General features: G+C 46.2%; 23 protein-coding genes and 2 tRNA genes. 17 read left to right on the plus strand and 8 right to left on the minus strand.

Features of this window, described 5'->3' with window-relative positions; all coding sequences use genetic code 11:
* Window positions 1–4: 4 nt before the first annotated feature.
* From rplK to deoC, 6 genes are all read right to left on the minus strand, one after another.
* Window positions 5–433, minus strand: coding sequence for a 50S ribosomal protein L11 (gene rplK / locus ACXAH1_RS18940; protein WP_010387320.1), 429 nt, complete (start codon window positions 431–433; stop codon window positions 5–7).
* 177 nt (window positions 434–610) lie between these two features.
* The gene (gene nusG / locus ACXAH1_RS18945; protein ID WP_010387321.1) at window positions 611–1,168 is read right to left on the minus strand and encodes a transcription termination/antitermination protein NusG; all 558 of its coding nucleotides are present in this window, start codon (window positions 1,166–1,168) and stop codon (window positions 611–613) included.
* Between the two features lie 37 nt (window positions 1,169–1,205).
* Window positions 1,206–1,583: a preprotein translocase subunit SecE gene (gene secE / locus ACXAH1_RS18950; RefSeq protein WP_475198777.1), complete on the minus strand. Its 378-nt coding sequence runs from the start codon at window positions 1,581–1,583 to the stop codon at window positions 1,206–1,208.
* Window positions 1,584–1,714: 131 nt separating this feature from the next.
* Window positions 1,715–1,791: transfer RNA gene (locus ACXAH1_RS18955), tRNA-Trp, on the minus strand.
* 128 nt (window positions 1,792–1,919) lie between these two features.
* Window positions 1,920–2,420 carry a hypothetical protein gene (locus ACXAH1_RS18960; RefSeq protein WP_475198887.1) on the minus strand — a complete coding sequence of 167 codons (501 nt, stop codon included), beginning with the start codon at window positions 2,418–2,420 and terminating at the stop codon, window positions 1,920–1,922.
* A gap of 29 nt (window positions 2,421–2,449) precedes the next feature.
* Entirely contained in the window at window positions 2,450–3,196 is a 747-nt protein-coding gene (gene deoC, locus ACXAH1_RS18965) for a deoxyribose-phosphate aldolase (RefSeq protein WP_475198779.1), read from the minus strand.
* 446 nt (window positions 3,197–3,642) lie between these two features.
* Between deoC and cysG the strand changes: the two genes are divergently transcribed.
* From cysG to ACXAH1_RS19030, 13 genes are all read left to right on the plus strand, one after another.
* A complete protein-coding gene (gene cysG, locus ACXAH1_RS18970) occupies window positions 3,643–5,064 on the plus strand; it encodes a siroheme synthase CysG (protein WP_475198781.1) in 1,422 nt (473 codons plus the stop codon).
* Between the two features lie 44 nt (window positions 5,065–5,108).
* Entirely contained in the window at window positions 5,109–6,008 is a 900-nt protein-coding gene (gene cysD, locus ACXAH1_RS18975; protein ID WP_046003841.1) for a sulfate adenylyltransferase subunit CysD, read from the plus strand.
* Entirely contained in the window at window positions 6,008–7,423 is a 1,416-nt protein-coding gene (gene cysN, locus ACXAH1_RS18980; protein WP_046003840.1) for a sulfate adenylyltransferase subunit CysN, read from the plus strand. The genes cysD and cysN overlap by 1 nt, the downstream gene beginning before the upstream one ends.
* A 33-nt stretch (window positions 7,424–7,456) precedes the next feature.
* The gene (locus tag ACXAH1_RS18985) at window positions 7,457–9,181 is read left to right on the plus strand and encodes an SLC13 family permease (protein ID WP_475198888.1); all 1,725 of its coding nucleotides are present in this window, start codon (window positions 7,457–7,459) and stop codon (window positions 9,179–9,181) included.
* 12 nt (window positions 9,182–9,193) lie between these two features.
* A complete protein-coding gene (gene cysC, locus ACXAH1_RS18990; protein WP_475198784.1) occupies window positions 9,194–9,793 on the plus strand; it encodes an adenylyl-sulfate kinase in 600 nt (199 codons plus the stop codon).
* A 15-nt stretch (window positions 9,794–9,808) separates the two neighbouring features.
* A complete protein-coding gene (cysQ, locus tag ACXAH1_RS18995; RefSeq protein ID WP_475198786.1) occupies window positions 9,809–10,576 on the plus strand; it encodes a 3'(2'),5'-bisphosphate nucleotidase CysQ in 768 nt (255 codons plus the stop codon).
* A gap of 63 nt (window positions 10,577–10,639) precedes the next feature.
* Window positions 10,640–11,005: a cupin domain-containing protein gene (locus ACXAH1_RS19000; protein ID WP_475198788.1), complete on the plus strand. Its 366-nt coding sequence runs from the start codon at window positions 10,640–10,642 to the stop codon at window positions 11,003–11,005.
* Window positions 11,006–11,334: 329 nt separating this feature from the next.
* Window positions 11,335–11,411 (plus strand) — tRNA-Ile (locus ACXAH1_RS19005).
* A gap of 110 nt (window positions 11,412–11,521) precedes the next feature.
* On the plus strand, window positions 11,522–11,869 hold the full coding sequence (gapS6a, locus tag ACXAH1_RS19010; RefSeq protein WP_475198790.1) for a GapS6a family protein: 348 nt from the start codon (window positions 11,522–11,524) through the stop codon (window positions 11,867–11,869).
* A gap of 12 nt (window positions 11,870–11,881) precedes the next feature.
* Window positions 11,882–15,199, plus strand: a complete 3,318-nt coding sequence (locus ACXAH1_RS19015; RefSeq protein WP_475198792.1) for a hypothetical protein — start codon at window positions 11,882–11,884, stop codon at window positions 15,197–15,199.
* A 299-nt stretch (window positions 15,200–15,498) separates the two neighbouring features.
* Window positions 15,499–15,666 carry a hypothetical protein gene (locus ACXAH1_RS19020; RefSeq protein WP_475198793.1) on the plus strand — a complete coding sequence of 56 codons (168 nt, stop codon included), beginning with the start codon at window positions 15,499–15,501 and terminating at the stop codon, window positions 15,664–15,666.
* A gap of 55 nt (window positions 15,667–15,721) precedes the next feature.
* Complete coding sequence (locus tag ACXAH1_RS19025; protein WP_475198796.1) at window positions 15,722–17,758, plus strand: hypothetical protein; 2,037 nt, start codon at window positions 15,722–15,724, stop codon at window positions 17,756–17,758.
* Window positions 17,759–17,931: 173 nt separating this feature from the next.
* A complete protein-coding gene (locus ACXAH1_RS19030) occupies window positions 17,932–18,507 on the plus strand; it encodes a hypothetical protein (RefSeq protein WP_253048647.1) in 576 nt (191 codons plus the stop codon).
* Between the two features lie 8 nt (window positions 18,508–18,515).
* On the opposite strand, the gene ACXAH1_RS19035 is transcribed toward ACXAH1_RS19030, so the two are convergent.
* The gene (locus tag ACXAH1_RS19035; RefSeq protein ID WP_475198798.1) at window positions 18,516–19,010 is read right to left on the minus strand and encodes a YbaK/EbsC family protein; all 495 of its coding nucleotides are present in this window, start codon (window positions 19,008–19,010) and stop codon (window positions 18,516–18,518) included.
* Between the two features lie 278 nt (window positions 19,011–19,288).
* On the opposite strand from ACXAH1_RS19035, the gene ACXAH1_RS19040 reads away from it, so the two are divergent.
* The 4 genes from ACXAH1_RS19040 (at window position 19,289) to ACXAH1_RS19055 (ending at window position 23,233) form a co-directional block, all read left to right on the plus strand.
* Window positions 19,289–21,787, plus strand: a complete 2,499-nt coding sequence (locus tag ACXAH1_RS19040; RefSeq protein ID WP_475198801.1) for an EAL domain-containing protein — start codon at window positions 19,289–19,291, stop codon at window positions 21,785–21,787.
* Between the two features lie 43 nt (window positions 21,788–21,830).
* Window positions 21,831–22,265 (plus strand): transcriptional repressor, encoded by a 435-nt coding sequence (locus ACXAH1_RS19045; RefSeq protein ID WP_058796952.1) that lies wholly within the window; start codon window positions 21,831–21,833, stop codon window positions 22,263–22,265.
* A 72-nt stretch (window positions 22,266–22,337) separates the two neighbouring features.
* On the plus strand, window positions 22,338–22,805 hold the full coding sequence (locus tag ACXAH1_RS19050) for a chemotaxis protein CheX (RefSeq protein WP_138553092.1): 468 nt from the start codon (window positions 22,338–22,340) through the stop codon (window positions 22,803–22,805).
* Complete coding sequence (locus tag ACXAH1_RS19055; protein WP_475198803.1) at window positions 22,802–23,233, plus strand: secondary thiamine-phosphate synthase enzyme YjbQ; 432 nt, start codon at window positions 22,802–22,804, stop codon at window positions 23,231–23,233. The genes ACXAH1_RS19050 and ACXAH1_RS19055 overlap by 4 nt, the downstream gene beginning before the upstream one ends.
* Here ACXAH1_RS19055 and alr read toward each other — a convergent pair whose 3' ends face one another.
* On the minus strand, window positions 23,234–24,331 hold the full coding sequence (gene alr, locus ACXAH1_RS19060; protein WP_475198805.1) for an alanine racemase: 1,098 nt from the start codon (window positions 24,329–24,331) through the stop codon (window positions 23,234–23,236). It lies immediately after the preceding gene.
* Window positions 24,332–24,336 lie beyond the last annotated feature (5 nt).

The raw sequence follows: 24,336 nt of genomic DNA on the forward strand, positions 1-24,336 counted from the left end.
TCAATTACCCCTCTACGTTCAAGCCCATTGCACGTGCAGAACCTGCGATCGTGCGTACAGCTGCGTCCATATCAGCAGCAGTAAGATCCGGACGTTTAGTCTCAACGATCTCTTCAAGCTGAGCGCGAGTAACAGTACCCACTTTCTCAGTGTTAGGACGGCCAGAACCAGACTTGATACCAGCTGCTTTCTTAAGAAGGTAAGAAGCAGGCGGAGTTTTCATGTCGAAAGTGAAAGAACGGTCGTTGTAAACAGAAATGATTACAGGAACCGGTGCACCTTTCTCGATAGACTCTGTACGTGCGTTGAACGCTTTACAGAATTCCATGATGTTTACACCGTGTTGACCTAGTGCAGGACCTACTGGAGGACTAGGGTTAGCCATACCAGCAGCAACTTGTAGCTTGATTAAAGCTTCAACTTTTTTAGCCATGATAATACCTCGTTATGTGGGTCTTAGCCTTGTGCGCGCGAGGACGCGTACTCAGACGGCTTCCCAATTAAAAAATCTGTCTTTTTGTGCGTCATCGTAATGACATACAAAAAGGCCGCTGATTATAGATTAACCAGCGGCCTTTGGCAATAACTTTTGCTGTATTATACAACAAAATTACTTATCTTGTTCAACCTGTCCAAATTCCAGGTCAACCGGCGTAGAACGACCGAAGATCAGTACCGATACTTTCAGACGACTCTTCTCGTAATCGACCTCTTCCACAACGCCATTAAAGTCAGCAAACGGACCATCGATAACGCGTACCACTTCACCTGGCTCAAATAACGTTGCCGGCTTAGGTGCTTCTGCATTTTCCTGCAGACGGTTAAGGATACGGTCAGCTTCTTTTTTGCTGATTGGTGCTGGGCGATCTGACGTGCCGCCCACAAAGCCCATCACGCGTGGTGTACTGTTAACCAGGTGCCAGGACGCATCATCCATTACCATCTCAACCAGTACATAGCCTGGGAAGAATTTACGTTCAGACTTACGCTTTTGTCCGGCACGCATTTCCACAACTTCTTCAGTTGGGACTAGTACTTCACCGAAGTAGTCTTCCAGACCTTCGATTTTAATGTGCTCAAGAATAGTTTGAGCGACGCGCTTTTCAAAACCTGAAAACGCCTGAATTACGTACCAACGTAATTTCTTTTCTTTGTTCTCATCCGACATGGGATCAGATCTCCAATCCAGTTAAAACGCTAACCTGTTACAAGGCCAAACCGGTTAAATAGCCAACTGCACGAAACAGAATGCCATCCAATCCCCACAGGATCAGTGCCATTACTACTGTTGCAGCCATTACGATAAAGGTCGTGTGTGTTGTTTCCTGACGCGTTGGCCAAACTACCTTGCGAACCTCAATTCTAGACTCTTTGGCGAAAGCGATAAAGGTGCGCCCTTTTTCTGTTGTCGCAGCAATACCCAATGCTGCACCAATCGCAACTACCACACCAATCGCGCGCGATAGCACTGAGATATCAGCGTACATGTAGTTACCAACAACTGCGCCAGCCAACAAAACGACTGCCAACAACCACTTTACCGTGTCCATCGAGCTAGACGGGTTTTCAACATTAGTGCTCATAATTTATTTTTACCTTAAATACAGACACAACAACCCTACATAGGAGCAGGGTTAATCCATTTCAATCCAAATTTACAAATAAGCGGTGATGGTAAAACCCATTATTTTAGATTTGGACTGATTATTAAGAGTGGCAGGGGCGGCAGGACTCGAACCCGCAACCATCGGTTTTGGAGACCGCTGTTCTACCAATTGGAACTACGCCCCTGCAAAGTGGATGCCCATTATACTGACGAACAAACTGAAAACAAGAGTAAAAGATGCGCAAAGCGGTATTTGTGCTAATTTCAGCCAGGTTCTGCTTCTACCCAGCGATACAAACCAGAAATTTCCGAACTAATATAAGCGCAGTGGATCACCATAGAAGAAATCACACAGCAGCCATATTTGTTCAAAAGGATGTGTTTGGGGCACAGATAAATGTGGTAACTCTTTTTCGAAGTCGGCCCGATGCCACATTGGGCTGGCATTTCGGATCAACAGCCAGACGCGCTGAGAATGGTAGTGTTTCCCCGCTTTTTGCTTGAGTAAGCGACCCAGGCCCGTGTTCAGCCGCTGTGTGCCCGGCGCCTGCGCCATCACAGCCAGTTCACGTTGCATGGTCAGTGACAGCGGGCGACCGAGTACAGCCATCGCTTCCGTTTCGCTGGCGTAAAGATGCGCCACTTCAATGTCGAGCTGTGACTCACCCAGATAACAGCTGACATCGGGTTTCGCTGGTTGATTATGCCAGATGTGACGCATTGGCATGTGAGTGAGACGCTCATAGCTGCGCATAAACAGCTTGGCTGCACCATGTTCCAGCTGTTGCTTTTCTCGCTCACTATCGCGTATCACTGCCTGGTCACGCTTCACCTTATTCTCCGTTAGTCTGAGTCGTCCAGCAGGCGGTGAACATCTTGTAGCAAACTCGATGCACCAAATCGGAAATGCTCTGCTCGCACCCAGTCATCACCCATGATTTGGCGAGCGACTTGTAAGTAATCACTTGCTTGCTCAACACTTTTAACACCGCCGGCGGCTTTGAAGCCAACAGCCTTGCCCGAAACACGGATGCGTTCAAGCATGATTTTTGTTGCTTCTAACGTCGCATTCACCGGCACTTTACCAGTACTGGTTTTAATAAAATCAGCCCCAGCCAGAATGGCAACATCACTGGCCTGGGCGATTTCCTGCGCATTTTCCAGCACCCCAGATTCAATGATCACTTTAAGTTTTGCCTGTGCGCCACAGAGTTGCTTGCTTGAGCGTACATACTGCCAGGGCGTATCCGGGTCGCCTGCCTGGAGCTGCTGATAAGGCATGACCAGATCAATTTCATCGGCCCCAGCCTGCAAAGCCTCTTTCGTTTGTGCCAGCACCTGTTGTAGCGACTGCTTACCGCCGGGAAAATTCGTGACAGTGGCTACCTTCACCTGTGACCAGCCTCGACGTGCCAGCTCACTTTTACATAACGCCACAAATTGCGGATACACGCACACAGCAGCGGGCAATCCTAATTCTGGTTTAATGCTGTCTAACAACGCAATGATACTGGCTTCGTTATCCTGTTCGTTTAACGACGTCAGATCCATTAATCCAAGCACCTCGCGTGCGACGGCTTGCATTTTCATATTCGTTTCCTTTTTACTGCCCCTGTCCCACGGACATGGCTGCATCATATGAGTCGGACCTCAACGTTAGCTGCTTGCCCCACTCGACCACAGGACATTTGTCCGCACCATTCTCGACCAAGTTCACTTGGCCACACCCGCTGCTTCAGTCAGCCGCCAGGGCGCTAAATTTACGTCATTGTTCAGTGCTAACAAGCACGCTTTGGGATAAATTGTCGGAATTATAACTCATAACCAATAGCTATAACTGTAATCAGACACATGTAACCACGCAAAACCCCTTGATATATATGAGGTAAGCCTGTTTCCAAGTCTTTATATAACTTTTAGTTATAAAAACTGGGTTTAAGTTATTTTTTCCCTGCCAGTACGCGGGATATTCTGCCACTCTAGAAAAAGCCAGAGTTGGCTTATATCAAGTTTTACGATGTTTAAGGGGCAACAGCGTGCAGTACTTACCTATCTTTACCAAGTTGGACAACAAACCCGTGCTGGTCGTCGGCGGCGGTGAAGTTGCATTGAGAAAGATCCGCGCGCTGCTCAAAGCCCGCGCAGATGTAACCGTCCTGGCCCCTGAATTCTGTGACGAGCTCAAACAGTTAGCCGAAGAAGGCGAACTGCATCTGAAGACAGCCTACTTTAGCGCCGACGCCGTTGACAGCATGGCGCTGGTTATTGCTGCCACCGACAACGATGACGTCAACGCGCAGGTACGCGATGCAGCGGATGCGCGCAATATTTTCGTCAATGTGGTTGATGACCAGCCAAAGTGTAGCTTTATTTTCCCGTCTATCGTTGACCGCAATCCCATTACCATTGCGATTTCCAGTGCCGGCACAGCGCCTGTATTGGCACGCCGCTTAAGAGAAAAGCTCGAAACCCTGATCCCACAACATATCGGCCCACTGGCTGAACTGGTTGGCGGATTCAGAGACAAGGTCAAAGGTCGTTTTAAGCATTTTGCGGATCGCCGTCAATTCTGGGAGCGAGTATTCGACTCACACGTGGTCAGCAAAGTACAAAGCGGAGACACACAAGGTGCGCAACAGCAGCTGCATGACATGCTGAACGACACCGCAGAACCACAAGGCGAAGTCTATGTCGTAGGCGCCGGACCGGGCGACCCGGAACTGCTAACTCTAAAAGCGCTGCAACTGATGCAGCAGGCCGATGTGGTGGTCTACGACTACCTGGTGTCGGATGAAATTATGGAACTGGTCAGACGCGATGCCGACCTTATCTGCGTCGGAAAACGCGCCGGACACCACAGTGTCAAACAAGAAGACACCAATCAGATGTTGGTTGAGCTGGCCCAGCAAGGTAAAAAGGTATGTCGTATTAAAGGCGGCGACCCCTTTATTTATGGCCGTGGTGGCGAAGAAGTGCAGGTCCTGGCTGCGGCCAACATCCGCTACCAGATAGTCCCTGGTATTACCGCCGCCGCGGGGTGCAGTGCCTATGCAGGTATACCACTCACGCACCGTGACCATGCGCAGGCTATTCAGTTTGTGACGGGGCACTGTAAAAAAGAAGGGCAGGAACTGGACTGGCAGTCGCTGGCCAAGCCCAACCAGACTTTGGCCATTTATATGGGGGTTATTAAATCTCCGCATATACAGGCCCAACTACTGGCCCATGGCCGCAGTGAACACACGCCAGTGGCCATCGTTGAAAATGGTACCCGCAAATCGCAGCGTGTTGTTACCACTGAACTTGGTCTGCTGGCAGCGCAAATCGAAGCCAACAATATCCAGTCCCCGGCGCTGCTGATCATTGGCGAAGTAGCCGCTTTGCATCAGGAGCTGGCCTGGTTTGGTAAAACAGAACAAATTGCAAGTTACGCTCAGCCGCTCGCTAAGATCGCCTGACACATGAACCACTTTATTTTTAGTATTTAAGTAGGACGACGACAATGGCTTTAACTCACCTTCAGCAACTTGAGGCTGAAAGTATAAAGATTATTCGCGAAGTCGCTGCTGAGTTTGAAAACCCAGTGATGCTTTACTCCATCGGTAAAGACTCATCGGTACTCCTTCACTTAGCACGTAAAGCGTTTTTTCCGGCAAAGATCCCTTTCCCTCTGCTGCATGTAGACACGGACTGGAAATTCCGCGAGATGATTGAGTTTCGTGATCGTCTGGCCAAAGAGTACAACTTTGACCTGATTGTGCATAAAAACCCGGAAGGACTGGCAATGGGCGTAGGTCCATTCACCCACGGCTCAGCCAAGCACACCGACATCATGAAGACCCAGGGCCTTAAGCAGGCATTAAACAAGTACGGCTTCGACGCCGCATTCGGTGGTGCCCGCCGTGATGAAGAGAAGTCTCGTGCCAAAGAGCGTGTGTATTCATTCCGTGATAAACACCACCGCTGGGATCCAAAAAACCAGCGTCCAGAGCTGTGGAATACCTACAATGGTCAGGTCAACCCGGGCGAAAGTATTCGTGTATTCCCGCTGTCGAACTGGACTGAGCTGGATATCTGGCAATACATCTATCAGGAAAACATTGAGATAGTACCGCTTTACCTGGCTGAAAAGCGCCCGGTCGTTGAGCGTGATGGTACGTTAATCATGGTTGACGACGAGCGTATGCCGCTGGCGGAAGGGGAAGTGCCTGAGATGAAGTCGGTACGTTTCCGCACGCTGGGCTGCTACCCGCTGACCGGTGCAGTTGAATCAGAAGCAAACACCCTGACCGGGATCATCGAAGAAATGTTGTTATCGACCTCTTCCGAGCGTGAAGGCCGGGTCATCGACCATGACTCATCCGGGTCTATGGAGAAGAAAAAACGTGAGGGGTATTTCTAATGTCTACCGCAAATGAAGTAAAAGAACTGGGGATTGAAACCTATTTATCACGCCAGCAGGATAAAAGCCTGTTACGCATGATGACCTGCGGCAGTGTAGACGATGGTAAATCCACCCTGATCGGCCGCTTGCTGCATGACAGCCACCAGATCTATGAAGATCAACTGGCAGCGTTGCATAAAGATAACGAAAAAGTCGGTAATGCCGGTGAAGAGCTGGATCTTGCCTTGCTGGTTGACGGTTTGCAGGCAGAGCGTGAACAAGGTATCACCATCGACGTCGCATACCGCTACTTCTCAACGGCCAAGCGTAAGTTCATAATCGCGGACACCCCAGGACACGAGCAGTATACTCGTAACATGGTTACCGGCGCTTCAACCAGCGATCTGGCGATTATTCTGGTAGATGCCCGCTATGGTGTGCAGATCCAGACCAAGCGCCACAGTTTTATCTGTGACTCGCTGGGTATCAAGCAATTTGTTGTGGCCATCAACAAAATGGACATCGTTGACTTTGATGAAGCCGTGTTCGAGAAAATCAAAGCCGATTATCTGAAGTTTGCTGAGCAACTGGACGTCAATGACATCAAGTTTGTGCCAATTTCAGCCCTGAAAGGTGACAATGTTGTGACTCGCTCTGAGCACACGCCTTACTACACAGATCAGCCACTGATGGCGCTGCTGGAAGACTCTCCGGCTGCTGAACCAAACAGTGCATTTGAAGCCCGCTTCCCGGTGCAGTATGTCGTACGTCCTAACCTGGATTTTCGTGGCTTCCAGGGCACGTTGACGTCAGGTGCACTGAGTGTGGGTCAGGCGGTGAAGATTTTACCTTCGGGTAAAACCAGTACCATCAAAGAACTGGTGACGTTCGACGGCAATCTGGAACAGGCTGAAACTGGTCAGGCGCTGACCATCACCTTGAATGACGAAGTGGATGTCAGCCGCGGTGATGTGATTGTCCCGGCAGACTCATCGACTAAGGCAACCAACCTGATCCAGGCCAAGCTGGTATGGATGCACGAAGCACCTCTGGTGCTGGGCAAAACGTACAACTTCAAGCTGGGCGCAAAGAGTACGGCTGCCATCGTGAAGCAGATTGACCACACCATTGACGTCAATACGCTGGAACATGGCGAAGCCGAAAGCCTGCAGCTGAACGAGATTGCCATTGTGACGCTGGAACTGACAGAAACCATTGCGGCCGACGTATATCGTGATAACCACGAAACCGGCGCCTTTATCCTGATTGACCGTCTGAGTAACCTGACCGTAGGTGCCGGTATGATTGATGCCATTTTGGATGAGCAAGTCAGTGAAAAGCAGCAGTTCAGCGAATTTGAGCTGGAGCTCAATGCCCTGGTTCGCAAGCACTTCCCACACTGGCAAGCGCTTGACTTGAGCAAGCTGAAGTAACGGCCTTATGCCTGTTAACGGGAGTTATCTATGCTGCTAGAGCAGATCATCTTAACAGGCATCATGCTCGTGCTGGTCGCGTGTCTTTTTGGCACGCGGCTTAATCCGGCCTGGTTATTTGTCGGCGCTATCAGCAGCGCCTATTTGGCCGGATTGATCGACCTTGAAACCATGCTGGTCAATTATGCAAACCCGTCGCTGATCACCCTGGTTTTACTGGTTCTGGTGTCTATCGCCATCGAAAAAACCACTCTGGTGCAATACCTTGCCCGCTCGCTGGCCAATGGTTCGCTGGCGCGCTCGGTTATGAAGCTGGGGTTATCCACGGCCTTTTTGTCGTCTTTTACCAACAATACCGCCGTGGTGGCGTCTTTGATCAGTACCATTAAAGAAAGCAAAACCCACTCGCCTTCTAAGTTATTACTGCCGCTGTCGTACACGGCGATTCTGGGCGGTACCCTGACCCTAATCGGCACCTCGACCAATTTAATCGTCAATGGCTTTGCGATTGAGGCTGGTATGGCACCGCTGGGCTTTTTTGATTTTACCCTGGTTGGTATTGGCGCACTGAGTGTGGGCCTGATCACCATTATCCTATTACTGAAGTTTTTGCCGGACCATGGCCGTAAAGAAGAAGAAGTTGTGCCTTTCTATCTGGAAGGGAAAGTCACAGCGGGCTCTAAACTGATTGGCCGTACGGTTGAAGAAAATGGCCTGCGCGATCTGCGTGATTTATTCCTGGCAGAAATCATTCGCGGCGAGCGCCGCATTTGCGCCGTGACCCCGCAACAGGAAATCCAGCAGGGTGATGTGCTGTTGTTTGTCGGCGATATCAAGTCTGTGCCCCTATTACGTCGTTTCGACGGATTACAGGTAGTGCATGATAAACACGAAAAAGACGCCGAGCATTTGGTCGAAGTCGTGATCAGTCAGTCATCCAAGTTTTTGGGCAAAACACTCAAAGAGATCCGCTTTCGCGAACAATTTCATGCCGCGGTGATTGCCATTCGCAGAGGTCACGACCGTCTGCCTGGCGGCCTGGGTCAGGTCAAGCTGCAGGCGGGAGATTCTTTGATCCTCGCCCCTGGCGGTGACTTTTACCAGCTACCCGATCTGAAACGCGAATTTGTTTATATCTCTGGCCTGGATCTGCAAACCCATTTAACGCAGCCACAGTCGAATAAGGTGATGGCCGCCTTTGTCGCCGTGCTCGGCCTGGGTATCTTCGATGTTGTGCCTTTAGTCAAAGGTCTGATGGTGTTATTGCTTGGACTAGTGCTATTTGGCTCCGTCAAAGTCAGTGAAATGAAGCGTCGTTTTCCCATAGAACTCCTCGCCATCGTGGGCAGTGCCATTGGCTTAGCTAAGCTGATGATAGACACAGGGTTAGCCGGGCAGATTTCCGATGCGCTGTTTTATGTATTGGGCGACTTTGGTCCGTACGGCGCCTTTATTGCTATCTTTGTAATGACGGTGGTGTTCACTGAATTGATCACCAATAATGCTGCTGCCGCATTGTCATTCCCCGTGGCCTACGCACTGGCGATTGGCTTTGGTGTCAGTCCGCTGCCATTCGTAATGGCGGTGGCCTTTGGTGCATCGGCCAGTTTTATTTCACCTTTTGGCTATCAGACTAACCTGATGGTGTACAGTGCAGGCAATTATCGGATCAAAGACTATGTGACCGTTGGCCTGCCGCTTTCAATTATTTACTCGATCACTGTGCTGACGCTGATCCCCTTGGTTTTCCCGTTTTAGTGGATAGGAATTATGGATACGAATATTGTCTGGCATAACTATGCCGTGAATAAAACACATCGCAGCGAACAAAAGGGCCATCGTCCGGTTATTCTTTGGTTTACTGGCTATTCTGGCTCGGGCAAAAGCACCGTGGCCAATGCATTGGAAAGTGCCCTGCAACAGCTCGGCGCGCATACATACCTGCTCGATGGCGACAACGTACGTCATGGGCTGTGTAAAGACCTCGGATTCAGCGACGCAGATCGGGTTGAGAACATTCGTCGCGTGGGTGAGCTGAGCAAACTCATGGTCGATGCCGGCCTTATTGTGCTCACCGCTTTTATCTCCCCATTCCAGGCTGAGCGCGATATGGTTCGCGGCCTGGTTGAAGATGCCGAGTTTATTGAAGTTTACCTGGATACACCGCTGGAAGTGTGCGAGCAGCGAGACCCGAAAGGCCTGTATAAAAAGGCCCGCGCCGGTGAGATCAAACACTTTACCGGCATAGACTCAGACTATGAACCACCTCAAAACCCGGAGATCCGTATTAATACCGGGGAAAATAGTCTGGACCAATCGGTGCAACAGCTGGTAGCGTATCTACAACAGCGCGAGATAATTCATCTGTAGTACCAAGGAAAAACCATGAACGACACCGACTTATTGGAGGAGATAGTCAATCTGGCCCGACGCGCCGGAGACAAGATCCTCACCATTTATGCCAAAGACTTTAACGTTGAATATAAAGACGATAAAAGCCCGGTCACCGACGCCGACTTAGCCGCCAATGAGGTGATCACGGCCGGTCTGAAAGTGCTTACTCCGGATTTACCTATCCTCAGTGAGGAAAGCGCCGAGATCAGCTGGCAGGAGCGCCAAACCTGGCAGCGCTACTGGCTGGTTGATCCCATCGACGGCACCAAAGAGTTTATTAAGAAAAACGGGGAGTTCACGGTCAACATTGCTCTGATTGAAAACGGTGAGCCAGTGATGGGCGTGGTCCATGCGCCCGCACTGAACGTCAGTTACTTCGCCGCCAACAGCATCGGCGCTTTCAAAGAATGTGGCGAGGCCCGTATTGAGCTGAAAGTCACTCGTAAAGACAATCAGGGCACCATTCAAGTGGTAGGCTCACGCTCACACCCTTCACCGGACTTGGCTGACTATCTCAAACAATTTGATGATGTGAATATGGTGCCAAAAGGCAGTTCACTGAAACTTTGTCTGGTAGCGGAAAGTGCTGCCGATGTGTATCCGCGCCTGGGCCCAACCAGCGAGTGGGACACCGGCGCCGGACATGCCGTGGCGAAAATCGCCGGTGCAACCGTCACTCAGCTGGACGGCAGCCCGCTGCTGTACAACCAAAAAGAGTCTTATCTGAACCCTTACTTTGTGGTTTCACGACTCAACTGATCCTTGAGCCTTATCCGGTCGGATAAGGCTTCTCTCTTATGTCCGTCACCATAAGGAAATGTTATGTCACACGCACCCATTAATTTTGCCGAAAAACTGGCCCTGTTTTCTGAACACTGGAGCCCAAAAGTCATTGCTGAAATGAACGACTATCAGTTCAAACTGGTAAAACTTCAGGGGGAATTTGTCTGGCACGATCACCCCGACACCGACGAAGTGTTTATCGTGCTTTCAGGAGAGATGTACATTGCCTTTCGAGACCGTACAGAATATCTGAAAGAGGGTGACATGCTGGTCGTTCCCAAAGGCGCAGAACACAAACCCTATGCAGAGCATGAGTGCCAGGTACTTATTATCGAACCCAAAGGGGTCGTCAATACCGGAGATGCCGACAGCTCCCTCACCGCACAAAACGATGTCTGGATCTAACGCACAGATGTAAGGCGAACGAACCTAATAAAGAAACAGGCTTAGCGCATTAGTTTGGCTTTTTATTAAGCAATTGAATCAGATATGTGCGACTTTTTCCTCTTTAGCTAGTGACAAGCCTGTTAAAAATTTTTATACTGCCAGCGCTTTTTAGGTCTGTGCTAAAAAGTACGCTCAATTTATCGAGCACTACAATTTGAAAATGGCCCTATAGCTCAGTTGGGCGAAACAAGACCGAAGCACCGCTTCGCAGCTTGTTGAGGTGGAGGCAGGACGCCGACAGGACCTCGCTTCATGGATGAATTTATTGAGCACTACAATTTGGAAATGGCCCTATAGCTCAGTTGGTTAGAGCACCCGACTCATAATCGGTAGGTCCCTGGTTCAAGTCCAGGTGGGGCCACCATTTTTATTTCTTTCCACATCATAAATTACTAACAAGATCCTTTTGGTGATACCTCTTGCTACTTCCAAAATAATGCAAAGCATGTAATATATTGAGCATACGCCAGAAAAATGAACAAATTGCCTTTTACAGGGGACTTGGAAATGGATGGGTTCACAACATCGTTACTTGCATCAGCAACATACAGCTTGATTTCCAAAGGTACAGAAATCACAGCTTCTACATTAAAGAAGATTCTTCAAAAGTGGTTACTTACAAACTCAGATTTAGAGAAAATAGTTAATTCAATCAACGAAGCAAAAATTGATGAAGATTGGTCAGAGAGGAAAATTGAAAAACATTTCAATGCCTTGCCTGAATTGCTAGAAATCGTTTCTAAAACCAAAGCCAATCAAAATGTAACTATAAATCAGACTCATTCCGGCACAGGAAACAACGAAGCACATATCAAATTCTAAGGTATATGCCAAATGCGAGATAGGAACCCCTATGCATCTCAAATACACACTGGAAAAGGCAACAATGAACTGACTTTCCAACACAGCGAAATTGCTAGATTTGAATTACAACAGGTAACTCAAAATGTAATTGAGCTTGCACCTGATAAGATTAGGAAGCCTCTGTCAACGGCTATTAGTTTGATAACTCAGGGTAAGCAGCAAGATGCAACTCTCATAATCTCTACTCTAGAATCGACAAATTCATTAAATCATGAAGCTAGCGTTGCATTGGTAGCCTTGAGGGTATTATCGATTAACACTCCTGACACTAAGGACATAGAAACCCTTCTTGAAAATAAAAAATCCTGTAACAATTCCTATGTGAAAGATCTCATTACCGCCTCTCTAATAAGAAACGACATAATTAATGAAGAATTTGACATTGCTCTAGAGCGATATAGAAGCATTACTTATCCAGGCACGCTATCAATTAATTTGTACCTTAAATGGTTGGCTGAATACGAAAACATTCAAAAATTCTACGAAAGTAATAAGCTAGACCTCACCACTGATACCTTAATTGCTATCGTTTATGGATATCTGAGAGTTGATGCCGTTCAAAGCGCCATTAGAATCGTACACAGCATTAACAAGAAGCAAGAGTTACCTCATGTAAGGAAGCTTGCCTATATCTGTAAAGCGGCACAGTTAAATAGTATTTTTGATAATGCTCATTACTGGACCATAAGCGTCAAGGAAAAGTCTATCGTTGATAGTGTTATTGAAGAATCAAAACATTACATTAGGAATCAAGATATTGATAGTAATGTTATAAATATAGTCAGTGCCTGCTTATACCATACTGATTGTAAAGACCAAGATTTAGTTGAACTATGTTCTACTAACGAAAATATTCTAAATCGGTTTCCTAAAGACATCTTTGAGCAACTTCAGTACATTAAATCTGGAAACCCTAATGTATTTAGCAATAATGAGTTAGTTGATATCCTAGAAGCTCGCTCTAACCCTGAATTGAAAGCCTCTATAACGCATAAAATTACGGAAGAATTAAAACTCAATAGCCTGCAATATCACTATATTCTTGACCTTTTTAGCAAAGAGCAGATTAGAAAACTATTAGACGCAGGAATCGAAGTAGACAGCGATGATGAGTTTACTAAATGCGTTTGCAATTTAAGGCTCACAGTAATCTCAATTGAGGAATCAACTGAGTCAGGTAGCATTATCACCTTAGCGAACTCTGTAATTCAAGATTTTGAAAAGTCAGGAAAAACGATTCAACCACCAGTTATATTAAGCATAGCAAAAAAGTTACATGAGCATAAAATTTTTGAACAAGCAATAAAGCTGATCGAACTTGGCTTGCCTAAAGAGGCATGGCTTTCTCCACTTTATGACTATTACTTAGAGCTACTTTTTCAGGCAAAACAGTACAATACGCTCTCTAAAGTACTTGGATTTATAACTGAAGCAGGTTGGAATTTTAACTGTTGGGCCCTTAAGGTTAAATTACATCAGATAAATGCAGACCTCGATGCAGAGATTAGCACGCTTGAGCATTTGGTCAAACGCTATGAAGACAATATTTCAGTCTGGCTTTCGTTGACATCCGCATATGAACGAGCTGATGCAAAAACAAAAATTATCGATTTATCTCGCCAAATTCCTACAACTCTTTTCGAACAACCAACTGACGCAGCTTGGAAAATTCTTTTCTCAATTATGAGACATGGACTGTTTAAGTTTATTGAGCCCATTGTATTAAAGTGGTTTGTAGATAACCCTGAAGCTATATCTAAACCGATTACTGATTTTGCTCTAAGTGGCTCAATCAATGATATTGAATATGACTTCTCGCCGAAAGTTTACAATTTCCACTCATGTTATGTTTTAAGAAGCTCGCAAGGTAAGGAACTAATTAAGCTCATTGTTGACGAATATGAAGGTAAACATAGTAACCTTTTAGATTCACAATCTCCTCGTGCCCAAATACTTATGCAAAGTGCGGAAGGAGATGCCATTCAATTTGGTGTTGAAGAGTTTATAATTCAAGAAATAGTTCCTCCCTTTTTAGGAGCTGCGTGGAGAATTGCACCGAAGATAAGATCGCTGCAAAATGATGGCTCTGATGTATTTCAATTACTGGAGCTACCAACAGGTAAGGGAGAAAATATCGCTGACTCTATGGCTAACCTCCTTACTAAAATAACACGAAAGGAAGAGCCGAATGAAATCCAAAGGCACTCCCAACTACCGATTCAAATAAAGGGAAATTGGTTATTCGATACGAATAACCTCGAACATGCCATACAAATAATACTGGATGAGGATTGTGTAAAAAATCAGATCCCAGAAACAACTTCTGACTCGGAAGACTTGGTACTAGACTTATACAGCGTTGCTTTCATTTCACTTTTAGGTCTCTATAAAGCTGGCTCCTTTGCAAGTAAAAACTATTTCATAACCTCAATAACTAAATCTTTGCTAGAATTTTGGTTAAAAAATTCAAAAAAAGAACACTTACGAGCAAGTGTGGGAGCTACTGGCAAACTTCTCGTGAGTAACGAAAAACATTTTTTAAATCAAACGCTAGTGAAAGGCGTCGAATTCATACTACTCAACGCCTCACTCATCCAAGTTCAACTAGAAGATATACCTATTGATCTAGTGAAATTCGAAGACTTCATGGACAGCTCGACGTTTTCCAGTTTATGTGCATGTTCTCTGTCTGGTTACGATTTCTTATCTTTTGACCACAGTTTTGTCATGCTGTTTAATGACAGCAATTTAGCTTTCGCGAACGCGCAAGAGCTTTACTTAACCTCGCTAGATCAGCTTACTCTTGAAGAGCAACAAGTAAACCTGTACTTGTTGTGTACTGCGAATGTTAGCGTTCCTGTAAGATATAAGACTCTGATAGACTTAGCTATCATAAATAGACCAAGTGCTTTATCATTAATAGCCCAAATAATAAAAGATTGGAAACCAAACTATAAAGATAACGAGAGTTTTCTGAACCTTTTAGCCTTCCTTGTCTTAGCCGGTATTCGCCAAAGGTATTTCTCTAATAATATTATTGATGATAGCATCGGTGCCAAACTGACTTTTACAGCATTGGGTTGTGCTCGCCAAGATAAGGTTGAACAGGGTTACATCGAAGATTTGGTCGTAACCTTATTTATCAAGGTACTAGAATTATCGCTATTAAATAAGAGATTTTTGCAGTTTGTTTATTCTCACCTAGAAACTTTTGCAACATGTAACTTTCTTGACCTTGACTATATAGAAAAAGAGATACAAAATCACTTTAGAAGGCTTGATAGTTAAGAGTCGTACCTATTTAAAGAGATAGAAACGACTCGCAGAGTCGCCCAGCTCGAAGCTACTGCTTATGATGCTTTGGACCCACTGCGGTGATCAATTTGACCATTAAAAAACCGCATAAAATGGCTTATAAATGAACCAGCTAGCTTGTATTGATAGCTTTCAACTACTATCTTTTGTCATAGGTGAAAGCTGAGCTTTCCACCTTGTGTCGATGCATAAAAAATCACGGCAGGTATTGAAGTAAATTCCTTTATCTGTATAATATTCGACCCGATTGAATCAGAGAATAGGTTCTTAACATGACTTTTGAAAATTTGGCAAAACTTGCAGGAAGCAAAGAGGCTGACAACAGAAGAGTGGCTCTAGGTTTCAAAAACCGTCAAAACGAACGCGAAAAAGTCTACTCAGAAAAAGCTCGCAACCTGACTCCTACCGACAAATTTTTTTCCCGTAGTTATAACCTTTAAACATCTCTGTGGATAAGAAGGCTGCTCTCAAGCAGCCTTCTCTGATGGAACAAAAATGCAGTCAGACTTCCTCCTTTGTGAATTTGCTAAAGAAACTTTGAGTAATTTGGTAAAAGAGCGTTTCGGTTCAGAATTTCCCGACATTAATTCAAAATACCAGATTAAATACCTCTATCGATATCTGTCAGACTTTGGTGCTAAAACGATATTGCTTGAACCTGACTATGTAGACCGAGACTTTTTAGAAGATTATTCAAGGTACTATGTAAAATGCTTTAATCAGTATGGTGACCGTTGCGCAAGGCTACACTTCTTTTCTAAAGATATAAATCACCCCGATTTTCAGTCTTATCTTAGTGAATATTCTGACGAAAAGCACCGTGAACTTCAGGAAGTATATATTGGCTTTATCGTCGTAAAACCATTACCAAAAACCTTTATCGGTAAATCCTGCTTGAGGCTTTATCCGAGTTTTAATGATAGCGACTATAAAAAAGCACTTAGCCACAGATACAAAGTCAATTTATTCGGCCTTAACTTGCATGTAGATACTGTAGCATTCCAGGAGCAAGACAAGGTTGTATCAGCATGCGCAACAACTTCGATTTGGACTGCACTTCAGGCACTAGATAAAAATGATTTACGAACCGTACCATCATCCAGCGAAATCACCCTGGCAGCGATAAATCATGTCGTAGATTCTCACAATAGCTTTCCCAATAAGGGGCTGACCAATAAGCAAATCCTTCGTTCTTTGGATATACAGAAGCTGAGAAACCACAAATTTAACATTGACACTAGTTGCGGTACTGAATCTGGTAATTTTTTCAATATTGTAAAAAGTTATTTAAATAGCGACCTCCCATTAATTCTTGGAGCTGATGTGTATTGGAAAGAAGAACACGCTCAGCTTATAAGTGAAGGACGAGGCCATGCTGTCACTATTCTTGGATATAAGGAAATTGAAAGTAATAATTACCTATATATTCATGATGATAGGATTGGTCCTTTTGCCAGAATGCGAATAGTAACTAACGATGAAGAAGTCACCTCACTCATTAAAGGAAAAGCCAAAGCTCCTATTGAATGGGGTCTCATGTTAGAGGAAAAAGATGAGCAAGGTAATTGGCGGGATGCCGAGCAGCTCCTTATCCCCGATAGCCTAATTATCCCGAATTATAGAAAGATAAGGATTCCTTCTGAGTATATTGCTAACACATGCAACTCTGTTATTCATGAGTACACCCATTACTACAAAGAGCTTGGTCAAGAATGTCCTACTGTGACATTCTGTATAAAGCTAATTAGCTCAGCCATTTACAAAAGCAATCTAATTAAAACTCCCAGCGTCGTTAATAAGGAAGCGATTTTATGCAAACCTTTGGCTAAATACATTTGGAGTGCAAAATTTCAAAGTGAAGGGCAACCTTTATTTGATATTTTATTCGATTCTACAGAGATTCCACAGGGCAATGCAATCGCTGGAATCCCAATTTACAATCAAGGTGGCTTTGATGCTATTACTCAACCTCTTAAAAATATTCTTGAGTATTCCCCCCTGCACGAAGATTATTCAGGTAAGGACTTTCTTGTACCCTTAATACGTTCATTTCAACCGGAAAAAGATAATTACTTTGCTTATCTGGATAAGCAATTCGGTAAGCCGAGGGCTCCAAAACGCATTAATAAACAAGAAATTTCAGGAGACCGACTGCATAAACAAGCTGGGATTAGTTATTATGGAAAACAAGAGAAGTGCCTGTCAGATGACTTTCCTGAATTACTTCAAGGCATTCAGGGTGAATTTAGGATTTGGGTAATATCTCTAGATGGAGCTCTATTGATTGGTAAGGAAGTTGACAGACGGGGACATCCAACCCTAACAGGATTTACGTCGGCTCGTATCGGTGGGGAGCTTCATTACAAAAATAAAAAATGGATTATTAACTCTAAATCAGGGCGCTATAGCGCGGACTACGAGAATGGAAATGAGCTATTGGCCAATGCCAAAAATAAGTTCCTAGAGATCTACTCTAAGCTTAGTCCTTCTGATATTGATATTGACGAGTACCATCCGGATCACATTCAGTAACAGTAAGGCGCTATATTATATAGTGCCTTTCAAATTTCGTCAGTTTGTTTTCATCGTGAAACTCTTACTTCCGCTAATAAAAATTCTACTCAAGAACTGTTGTAGTTTGTAGCGGGTTTACACTAACCCTGTTCAAAGTATCCTTAACCCTCGCATATCAAAGGATTTATATCATGCCTAATCAAATGTTTACCGATGTCGAGCTTCGCATTATGTCAATTCATGTTAAATCGCAGGGCTTCGTCGACAAGTTACTCAGCGAAAGTAAGTTTGAAATTAAGGTATTTAGTGCCGTAAGTGACGGGGTAGCAGACCATGCATTTAATATGGAGCTGAACGTGATGCCGGTCAGCGAAGGCGGTACCATTAGCTTTGGCCCTGCGGGTTACACGATTTATCGTAATCGTGCCGGACAGATCCCGCGTTTTCTTGATGCCCATATTGCCGTCTTAGAAGATGACAGTGATATTCGCAGCACGGCCAAGCTGATGGCCCAGGTCCGAAAAACCGCAGCATTTGGCGAGCTCACCCGCACCGTCGTGGCTGCGGCGGCAAATCCTTTGTTTGCAGTCGGTATGAATGTGGCTGAAAGCCTGATGGATATTTCCATCGATGTGCTAAAGGACAATAAAGACGACCTGTGGCTGCGCCGTTTCTTCAGCTTTAACTACAATATTGAAGGTTATGAGGGTGTTGCAGAGTTTGAGTCTGACGAAGTGAAAATAACGCTGCAACTCTTTACCGGATAGCGCCGCAATCAGCTTTTCACGGCTATCACGACTCCCTGAGTCAGTGACACCAGCTTGGCTGCTGGCAGCGAGAATACCGCATTGGGTGTACCTGCCGCAGCCCACAGCGTCTCATATTGCAGTAAATCCTCATCAATATAAGTGACAGGCTGGGTAAGGTGTCCGATAGGAGGTATGCCACCAATGGTAAATCCGGTGACCTCCCGGGTAAACTCAGCGTCGGCTTTTACCAGCTTCTCTCCCAGATGTTTGGCCACGACTTTTTCTTTTACTCGATTGCTGCCACTGACCAATAACAACACCGGCTTACCGCTTTCTTTGCCTTTAAATATCAGTGATTTTACAATTTGTCCGAGTTCACACCCTAAGGTGTGCGCAGAGTCTTCTGCCGTGCGGGTGCTGCCGGGTAACTCGACAACAGTAAACGCCCCACCTGCAGCCGTAATGGCATCCTGAACCCGTTGAGCACTTCTGCTTAGTTTATCCGCTTCATGTCTGCTCATAGCCGCTCCTTGTTTTGACTTTGTTAGCTTCTTACCAACCCTAGCCAAAAGTCGCAGCCAAGCCAAATACATTCCGTAATTAGTTATTGATTGTTTTTCACCTGACTGGTGTAACTTCTTTTTCCTATAGTCCAAGATCACAACGAGTAATCAGTACTTTTCAACTACACTTACCTGTAGAAAGCTTCTAAAACGGGGTCCGAGTCTTGACAAGGGACAGCCCAGAGTCGACTGCTCAGTCACAGGGGCAGGTGATAACACGAAAGAGAGATAGCCGAGTGACCAAACTGTACTCCATTGACCTCAAGCTATGGCTTACACTCAGTGCTTTTTTATTTGCCGCCCTGTTGGCGGTAGGCTTAGTGCAGGTCCATCATGATACCCAGCAAGAAAGTCTGCTGGCGATCACAGAGGCAAGGTTAAAACGCGATCTCTCCGCGCTAAACCTAACGATGCAACATCAACTCTCCGGGTACGATCAAAATGAAATACGTAACACCTTGGTTGCGTATCAGCAGGGCCAGCAATATGTCAACCTGGCATTGGTCGATGCAAAAGGCATGGTGCTATTTAGCAGTACAACCAGCCATGAAGGTCGGCACCATAACGATACCCCATTAGAACTTAAACCAGAGGCCATCAGTCAACGGCTCAGTCCGCCATACATTATGGTTGAATACATTAAACATAAGCACCTGTATCAGGCCTATAGTACGTATGAACAACAAGGCGCAGTGGCGGCTAATACCCCCCTTCCAGCACTCATTTATGCCGAATATTCCATTGCTGACCAGGCACAACAACTACTTGAATATACGCGAATGAAAACCCTGTCTATTCTGGCGATTGCGGCACTACTCACTGCTTTGGTGCTGTATTTCACTCGGCTCTTCATTCATCGCCCGGTATCACAGCTAGTTGCGCTCAGTGAGCGACTGAGTAGTTTTGACTTCAGCGACACACTCGAAACACATGGCGCTGGCGAGTTTAAACACCTGGCGGACAACCTCAACCACATGGCAAACAGTCTGCAAGTCGGCTGGCAGAAAACGCAACAAGCTGAGGCTGATGCCAGCCGCAAAACAGCGATCCTGGAGGGCATTTTCTCAGCCCTGCCTGACTTGTTTTTTATCATTGATAAACAGGGCACTATTTTAGAGTATCATAGCGGGCAGACAGACGACTTATACGTACCTGAAGCCCAATTTTTGGGACGTAAAATTGAGGAATTTCTACCTGCCCAAACCTCACGCCACTTTACTCGCGCAATTCAAAGTATTGAACAGCCTGGCCAGTTAACGCAACTTGAATATTCGCTGCCCTTTGAGGACGGTAACCGTCACTTTGAAGCTCGCCTCAGTGCACTACCAGGGACCGAGTCTTTGGTTATTGCTGTGCGCAACATCACAGACAAAAAACGCCAGGAAGAAATCATCCTGCACCACGCTTTTTACGATACCCTGACTGACTTGCCTAATCGCTTTTTGGTGCTTGATCGCCTGCAGCAACTTATCCATGACGCCAAACGAGACAAGTCACTGGTTGGTGTTGGTTTTATCGATCTGGATGACTTTAAAAAAGTGAATGACTCCATGGGACATGAAGTCGGTGACAAAGTCTTGATCCATTCGGCAAAGCGACTGCAGTCTGCTTTGCGAGAAAAAGACACCGTGGCGCGCCTCGGTGGCGATGAGTTCATCATCTTGCTGGGCGACTTGAAAAGCAACGCCGATATTCATCCCATCGCCAGTAAACTGGTTAAACTCTTTCACGCACCGTTTGATATCGACGGCCGTGCCTTCAATATTTCTCTGAGTCTGGGCATAGCCCTTTTTCCTCAGGATGCCGATACGCCCAACGACTTGCTGAGAAAGGCCGACTCCGCGATGTACAATGCTAAGCAACAGGGCCGCAATACCTATTGTTTATTCACTGAAAGCATGAGCAATACGCTGCAACGACGCCTTATGCTGGAAGAAAGCATGCAAGGTGCACTTGAGCGTGGAGAATTCGAGGTCTATTATCAGCCACAGCTGGATCTCCAGGCGCGCAAAGTCGTTGGGGCTGAAGCGCTGCTTCGCTGGCACAGTGATAAGCTCGGCCCAATCTCTCCGGCTGAATTTATCCCCCTGGCGGAACAAAATGGGTTTATTATCGACTTGGGTAAGTTTGTTCTTAATTCAGCAGCCAAAGCCTTACAGCGAATACATACGCAATTTAATGCGTCATTGCGACTCGCGGTTAATCTGTCACCCCGCCAGTTTAATGACCCTGAACTACTCAGCCATGTTGAGCATTTGATAGAACGTTGTGCTTTACAACCTGGTACGCTTGAATTGGAGATCACAGAAGGTCTGCTATTAAGCGGTGACAGCACGATCAGAGCCACACTAGATAAACTTCAGCAAATGGGGATTTTGATCTCAATGGATGACTTCGGCACAGGCTACTCATCGTTGAACTATTTGCGTCAGTATCCGTTTGATGTGTTAAAAATTGACCAAAGCTTCATTGCCGACATGCACACGGGGAATGAATCGGCCTATCTGGTAAAAAATATCATCACTATGGCACATGGCATGGGCCTTAAAGTCATTGCCGAAGGGATTGAAGACCATGAACAGCTCACACGACTGGTGGAGTTTAAGTGTAACATAGGTCAGGGCTACCTGATTGGACAGCCAATGCCTGAAGCCGCATTCCAGAACTGGCTTGAACACAACTTTACTCGACCGGAGAATATAATGAATAAATCCCTGTCGATACAAGACTATTAAAAAGAATATGTTAGTATTGCATGGCAGTGTAAGGATTTAGAACATGAATATAGAACAACTGGTAAGTAAAGCTAAGCAAGTTTGTGATAATCGAGGGGCTCGATTTACCCCTATCCGAGAAAAAGTTTTCCGCTTACTCGCTGCTAAACAAGGCGGTGTAGGCGCCTATGATCTGCTAGAAGAGCTCAAGCTCACCGAGTCTGGAGCAAAGCCGGCAACGGTATACCGTGCTTTGGATTTTCTGTCAGAATTAGGATTTATTCATAAGATTGAAAGCACGAATGCATTTATGCTGTGCCATCACTTTGACTGTATTCACCCAGTGCAGTTATTGATCTGTGACTCCTGTGGTCACGTACAAGAGCTGCATTCCAATGCCATTTCGCACGAGCTGAATAACCTGGCTGCAGAGCACGGCTTTCTTGTTAAAGCACAAACGATTGAAGCACACGGCCGTTGTGGAAAGTGTAATGAGTAGTGCAGCATAGTAAAAAGCCCACTACACTTAAACCAGCGTCCGTTACAACGTAGGAACCTAGGGAAGAAGCATATGAATGTAGAATTCATCAACCCTTTTTTATCGTCACTAATGAATGTACTGGCGACCATGGCACAAACAGAATTAACGCCAGGCAAACCAAAGATTAAAAAAGATGAGGTGGCACGCGGTGATGTGTCTGGGTTGATTGGCATGGTGGGCCCACAAACCAAAGGCTCCTTTTCTATCAGTTTTGATGAAGGCCTGGCACTGACTATCATGGAAAGAATGTTGGGTGAGCGCCCGGACAAAATCAATGAAGAAGTCACCGACATGGTCGGTGAAATCACCAACATGGTTACCGGTGGCGCAAAGAACCTGCTTGGCGAGAAGGGCTACGAGTTTGATATGGCCACGCCAATTGTGGTCTCCGGACCCGGACACACCATTACTCATAAATGCGAAGGCCCTAAAATCATTATGCCCTTCACCTCAGCTGACGGGAATGCCAACATAGAGGTGAGCTTCGATAAGCTATGAGCTGGCATCAAACACATATCACACTCAGGCCGCGTCAACGCGGCTTTCATTTAATTGATGATGAGGTACTTACACAGTTACCTCAGTTAAGCTATTACAAAGTGGGATTGCTGCATTTGTTTATTCAGCACACTTCAGCCAGTCTCACCATCAATGAAAATGCCGATCCTACCGTTCGTATGGATATGGAAAGTCACTTCAACCACTTTGTACCCGAGCGACAAAGTTACTATCGTCATGATTATGAAGGAGACGACGACATGCCAGCCCATATCAAATCCAGTACACTGGGCTGTGAAGTGACGATCCCGGTTAGTCATGGGCGCTTACAATTAGGTACCTGGCAGGGGATTTACCTGGGGGAACACCGAGACCATGCAAGTAGTCGCTCAATTGTCGCAACCTTACATGGCCAGCTTCTGGAATAACTAGCGTGATGAGTCTAACGGGGTGATGTAGTCGTAGCTCACCCTGGGTGTGACATTGCAGAGTAATTCATAGGGGATAGTACCCGCGCACGCCGCAACTTCTTCAACCGGTAAAGCAGGCCCCCACATTTCAACCTGATCACCGACTGTCACCCCCTCCGGGTTAGTGCCTATGTCCACAGTGATCATGTCCATAGATACCGCACCAACAATGCCATAACGTTTCTTCCTGATCACCACAGGGGTGCCATTGCGCGCATTACGTGGGTAACCATCACCGTACCCCATCGCCACAACGGCCAGCTGAGTTTGTTTATTACTCTGCCAGCGACCGCCATACCCCACTTTTTCGCCCTCAGCGATGGTCTTGATGGCGATCACCCGGGTCGTTAGCCGCATCACAGGCTTGAGGCCATGCTCAGTACCAACCTGATTAAGCATAGGCGAAACCCCATACATCATTAGACCGGGGCGGATCCAGTCACCATGTGACTGAGGCCAGCCGAGTACCCCGGCGGAGTTGGCCAGACACTTCGCTTCAGGTTTACCCTCTATCAGACGCTCGAATGCTTTAATCTGGCGTTGCGTTTGCGTGCTATTTACATCATCAGCGCAGGAAAAGTGCGTCATTAGTTTGATATTCGGGTCAACATTGTCACAGGCTTTTAGCCGCTGATAAAAGGTTTCGAACTGTTCAGGCTCGATGCCCAGTCGGTGCATGCCTGTATCGACTTTCAGCCACACGGACAGACGAGCACCCAACTGACTGGTTTCGATGGCCCTAAGCTGATTTTCATCATGAACAATAGTTTCAAAGTTATTGGCAATCAGAATAGGCAAATCAGCACAATGAAAAAAGCCTTCCAGTAAAACGATCGGCTTGGTTAAACCACCGGCGCGCAGCGCCAATGCTTCATCAATACGAGCCACTGCAAAGGCATCTGCGTCATTGAGCTGCTGGGCAATTTTGACCAGACCATGGCCATAGGCGTTGGCCTTGAGCACAGCCATCACGCGGGCACCAGGTGCAAGTGCCTTGATCCGTTTTAAATTATAACTTAATGCCGCGAGGTTAATTTCGGCGGTTGCCAGGCGCATACTTA

The sequence above is a fragment of the Pseudoalteromonas sp. AWH4_217 genome (assembly GCF_056161105.1).

What these genes read in the sequence shown, in the direction of transcription:
- rplK (WP_010387320.1), bottom strand. Translation starts at nt 433, where the DNA reads ATGGCTAAAAAAGTTGAAGCTTTAATCAAGCTACAAGTTGCTGCTGGT.
- nusG (WP_010387321.1), bottom strand. Translation starts at nt 1,168, where the DNA reads ATGTCGGATGAGAACAAAGAAAAGAAATTACGTTGGTACGTAATTCAG.
- secE (WP_475198777.1), bottom strand. Translation starts at nt 1,583, where the DNA reads ATGAGCACTAATGTTGAAAACCCGTCTAGCTCGATGGACACGGTAAAG.
- deoC (WP_475198779.1), bottom strand. Translation starts at nt 3,196, where the DNA reads ATGAAAATGCAAGCCGTCGCACGCGAGGTGCTTGGATTAATGGATCTG.
- cysD (WP_046003841.1), top strand. Translation starts at nt 5,109, where the DNA reads ATGGCTTTAACTCACCTTCAGCAACTTGAGGCTGAAAGTATAAAGATT.
- cysN (WP_046003840.1), top strand. Translation starts at nt 6,008, where the DNA reads ATGTCTACCGCAAATGAAGTAAAAGAACTGGGGATTGAAACCTATTTA.
- cysC (WP_475198784.1), top strand. Translation starts at nt 9,194, where the DNA reads ATGGATACGAATATTGTCTGGCATAACTATGCCGTGAATAAAACACAT.
- cysQ (WP_475198786.1), top strand. Translation starts at nt 9,809, where the DNA reads ATGAACGACACCGACTTATTGGAGGAGATAGTCAATCTGGCCCGACGC.
- ACXAH1_RS19000 (WP_475198788.1), top strand. Translation starts at nt 10,640, where the DNA reads ATGTCACACGCACCCATTAATTTTGCCGAAAAACTGGCCCTGTTTTCT.
- gapS6a (WP_475198790.1), top strand. Translation starts at nt 11,522, where the DNA reads ATGAACAAATTGCCTTTTACAGGGGACTTGGAAATGGATGGGTTCACA.
- ACXAH1_RS19015 (WP_475198792.1), top strand. Translation starts at nt 11,882, where the DNA reads ATGCGAGATAGGAACCCCTATGCATCTCAAATACACACTGGAAAAGGC.
- ACXAH1_RS19020 (WP_475198793.1), top strand. Translation starts at nt 15,499, where the DNA reads ATGACTTTTGAAAATTTGGCAAAACTTGCAGGAAGCAAAGAGGCTGAC.
- ACXAH1_RS19025 (WP_475198796.1), top strand. Translation starts at nt 15,722, where the DNA reads ATGCAGTCAGACTTCCTCCTTTGTGAATTTGCTAAAGAAACTTTGAGT.
- ACXAH1_RS19030 (WP_253048647.1), top strand. Translation starts at nt 17,932, where the DNA reads ATGCCTAATCAAATGTTTACCGATGTCGAGCTTCGCATTATGTCAATT.
- ACXAH1_RS19035 (WP_475198798.1), bottom strand. Translation starts at nt 19,010, where the DNA reads ATGAGCAGACATGAAGCGGATAAACTAAGCAGAAGTGCTCAACGGGTT.
- ACXAH1_RS19045 (WP_058796952.1), top strand. Translation starts at nt 21,831, where the DNA reads ATGAATATAGAACAACTGGTAAGTAAAGCTAAGCAAGTTTGTGATAAT.
- ACXAH1_RS19050 (WP_138553092.1), top strand. Translation starts at nt 22,338, where the DNA reads ATGAATGTAGAATTCATCAACCCTTTTTTATCGTCACTAATGAATGTA.
- ACXAH1_RS19055 (WP_475198803.1), top strand. Translation starts at nt 22,802, where the DNA reads ATGAGCTGGCATCAAACACATATCACACTCAGGCCGCGTCAACGCGGC.
- alr (WP_475198805.1), bottom strand. Translation starts at nt 24,331, where the DNA reads ATGCGCCTGGCAACCGCCGAAATTAACCTCGCGGCATTAAGTTATAAT.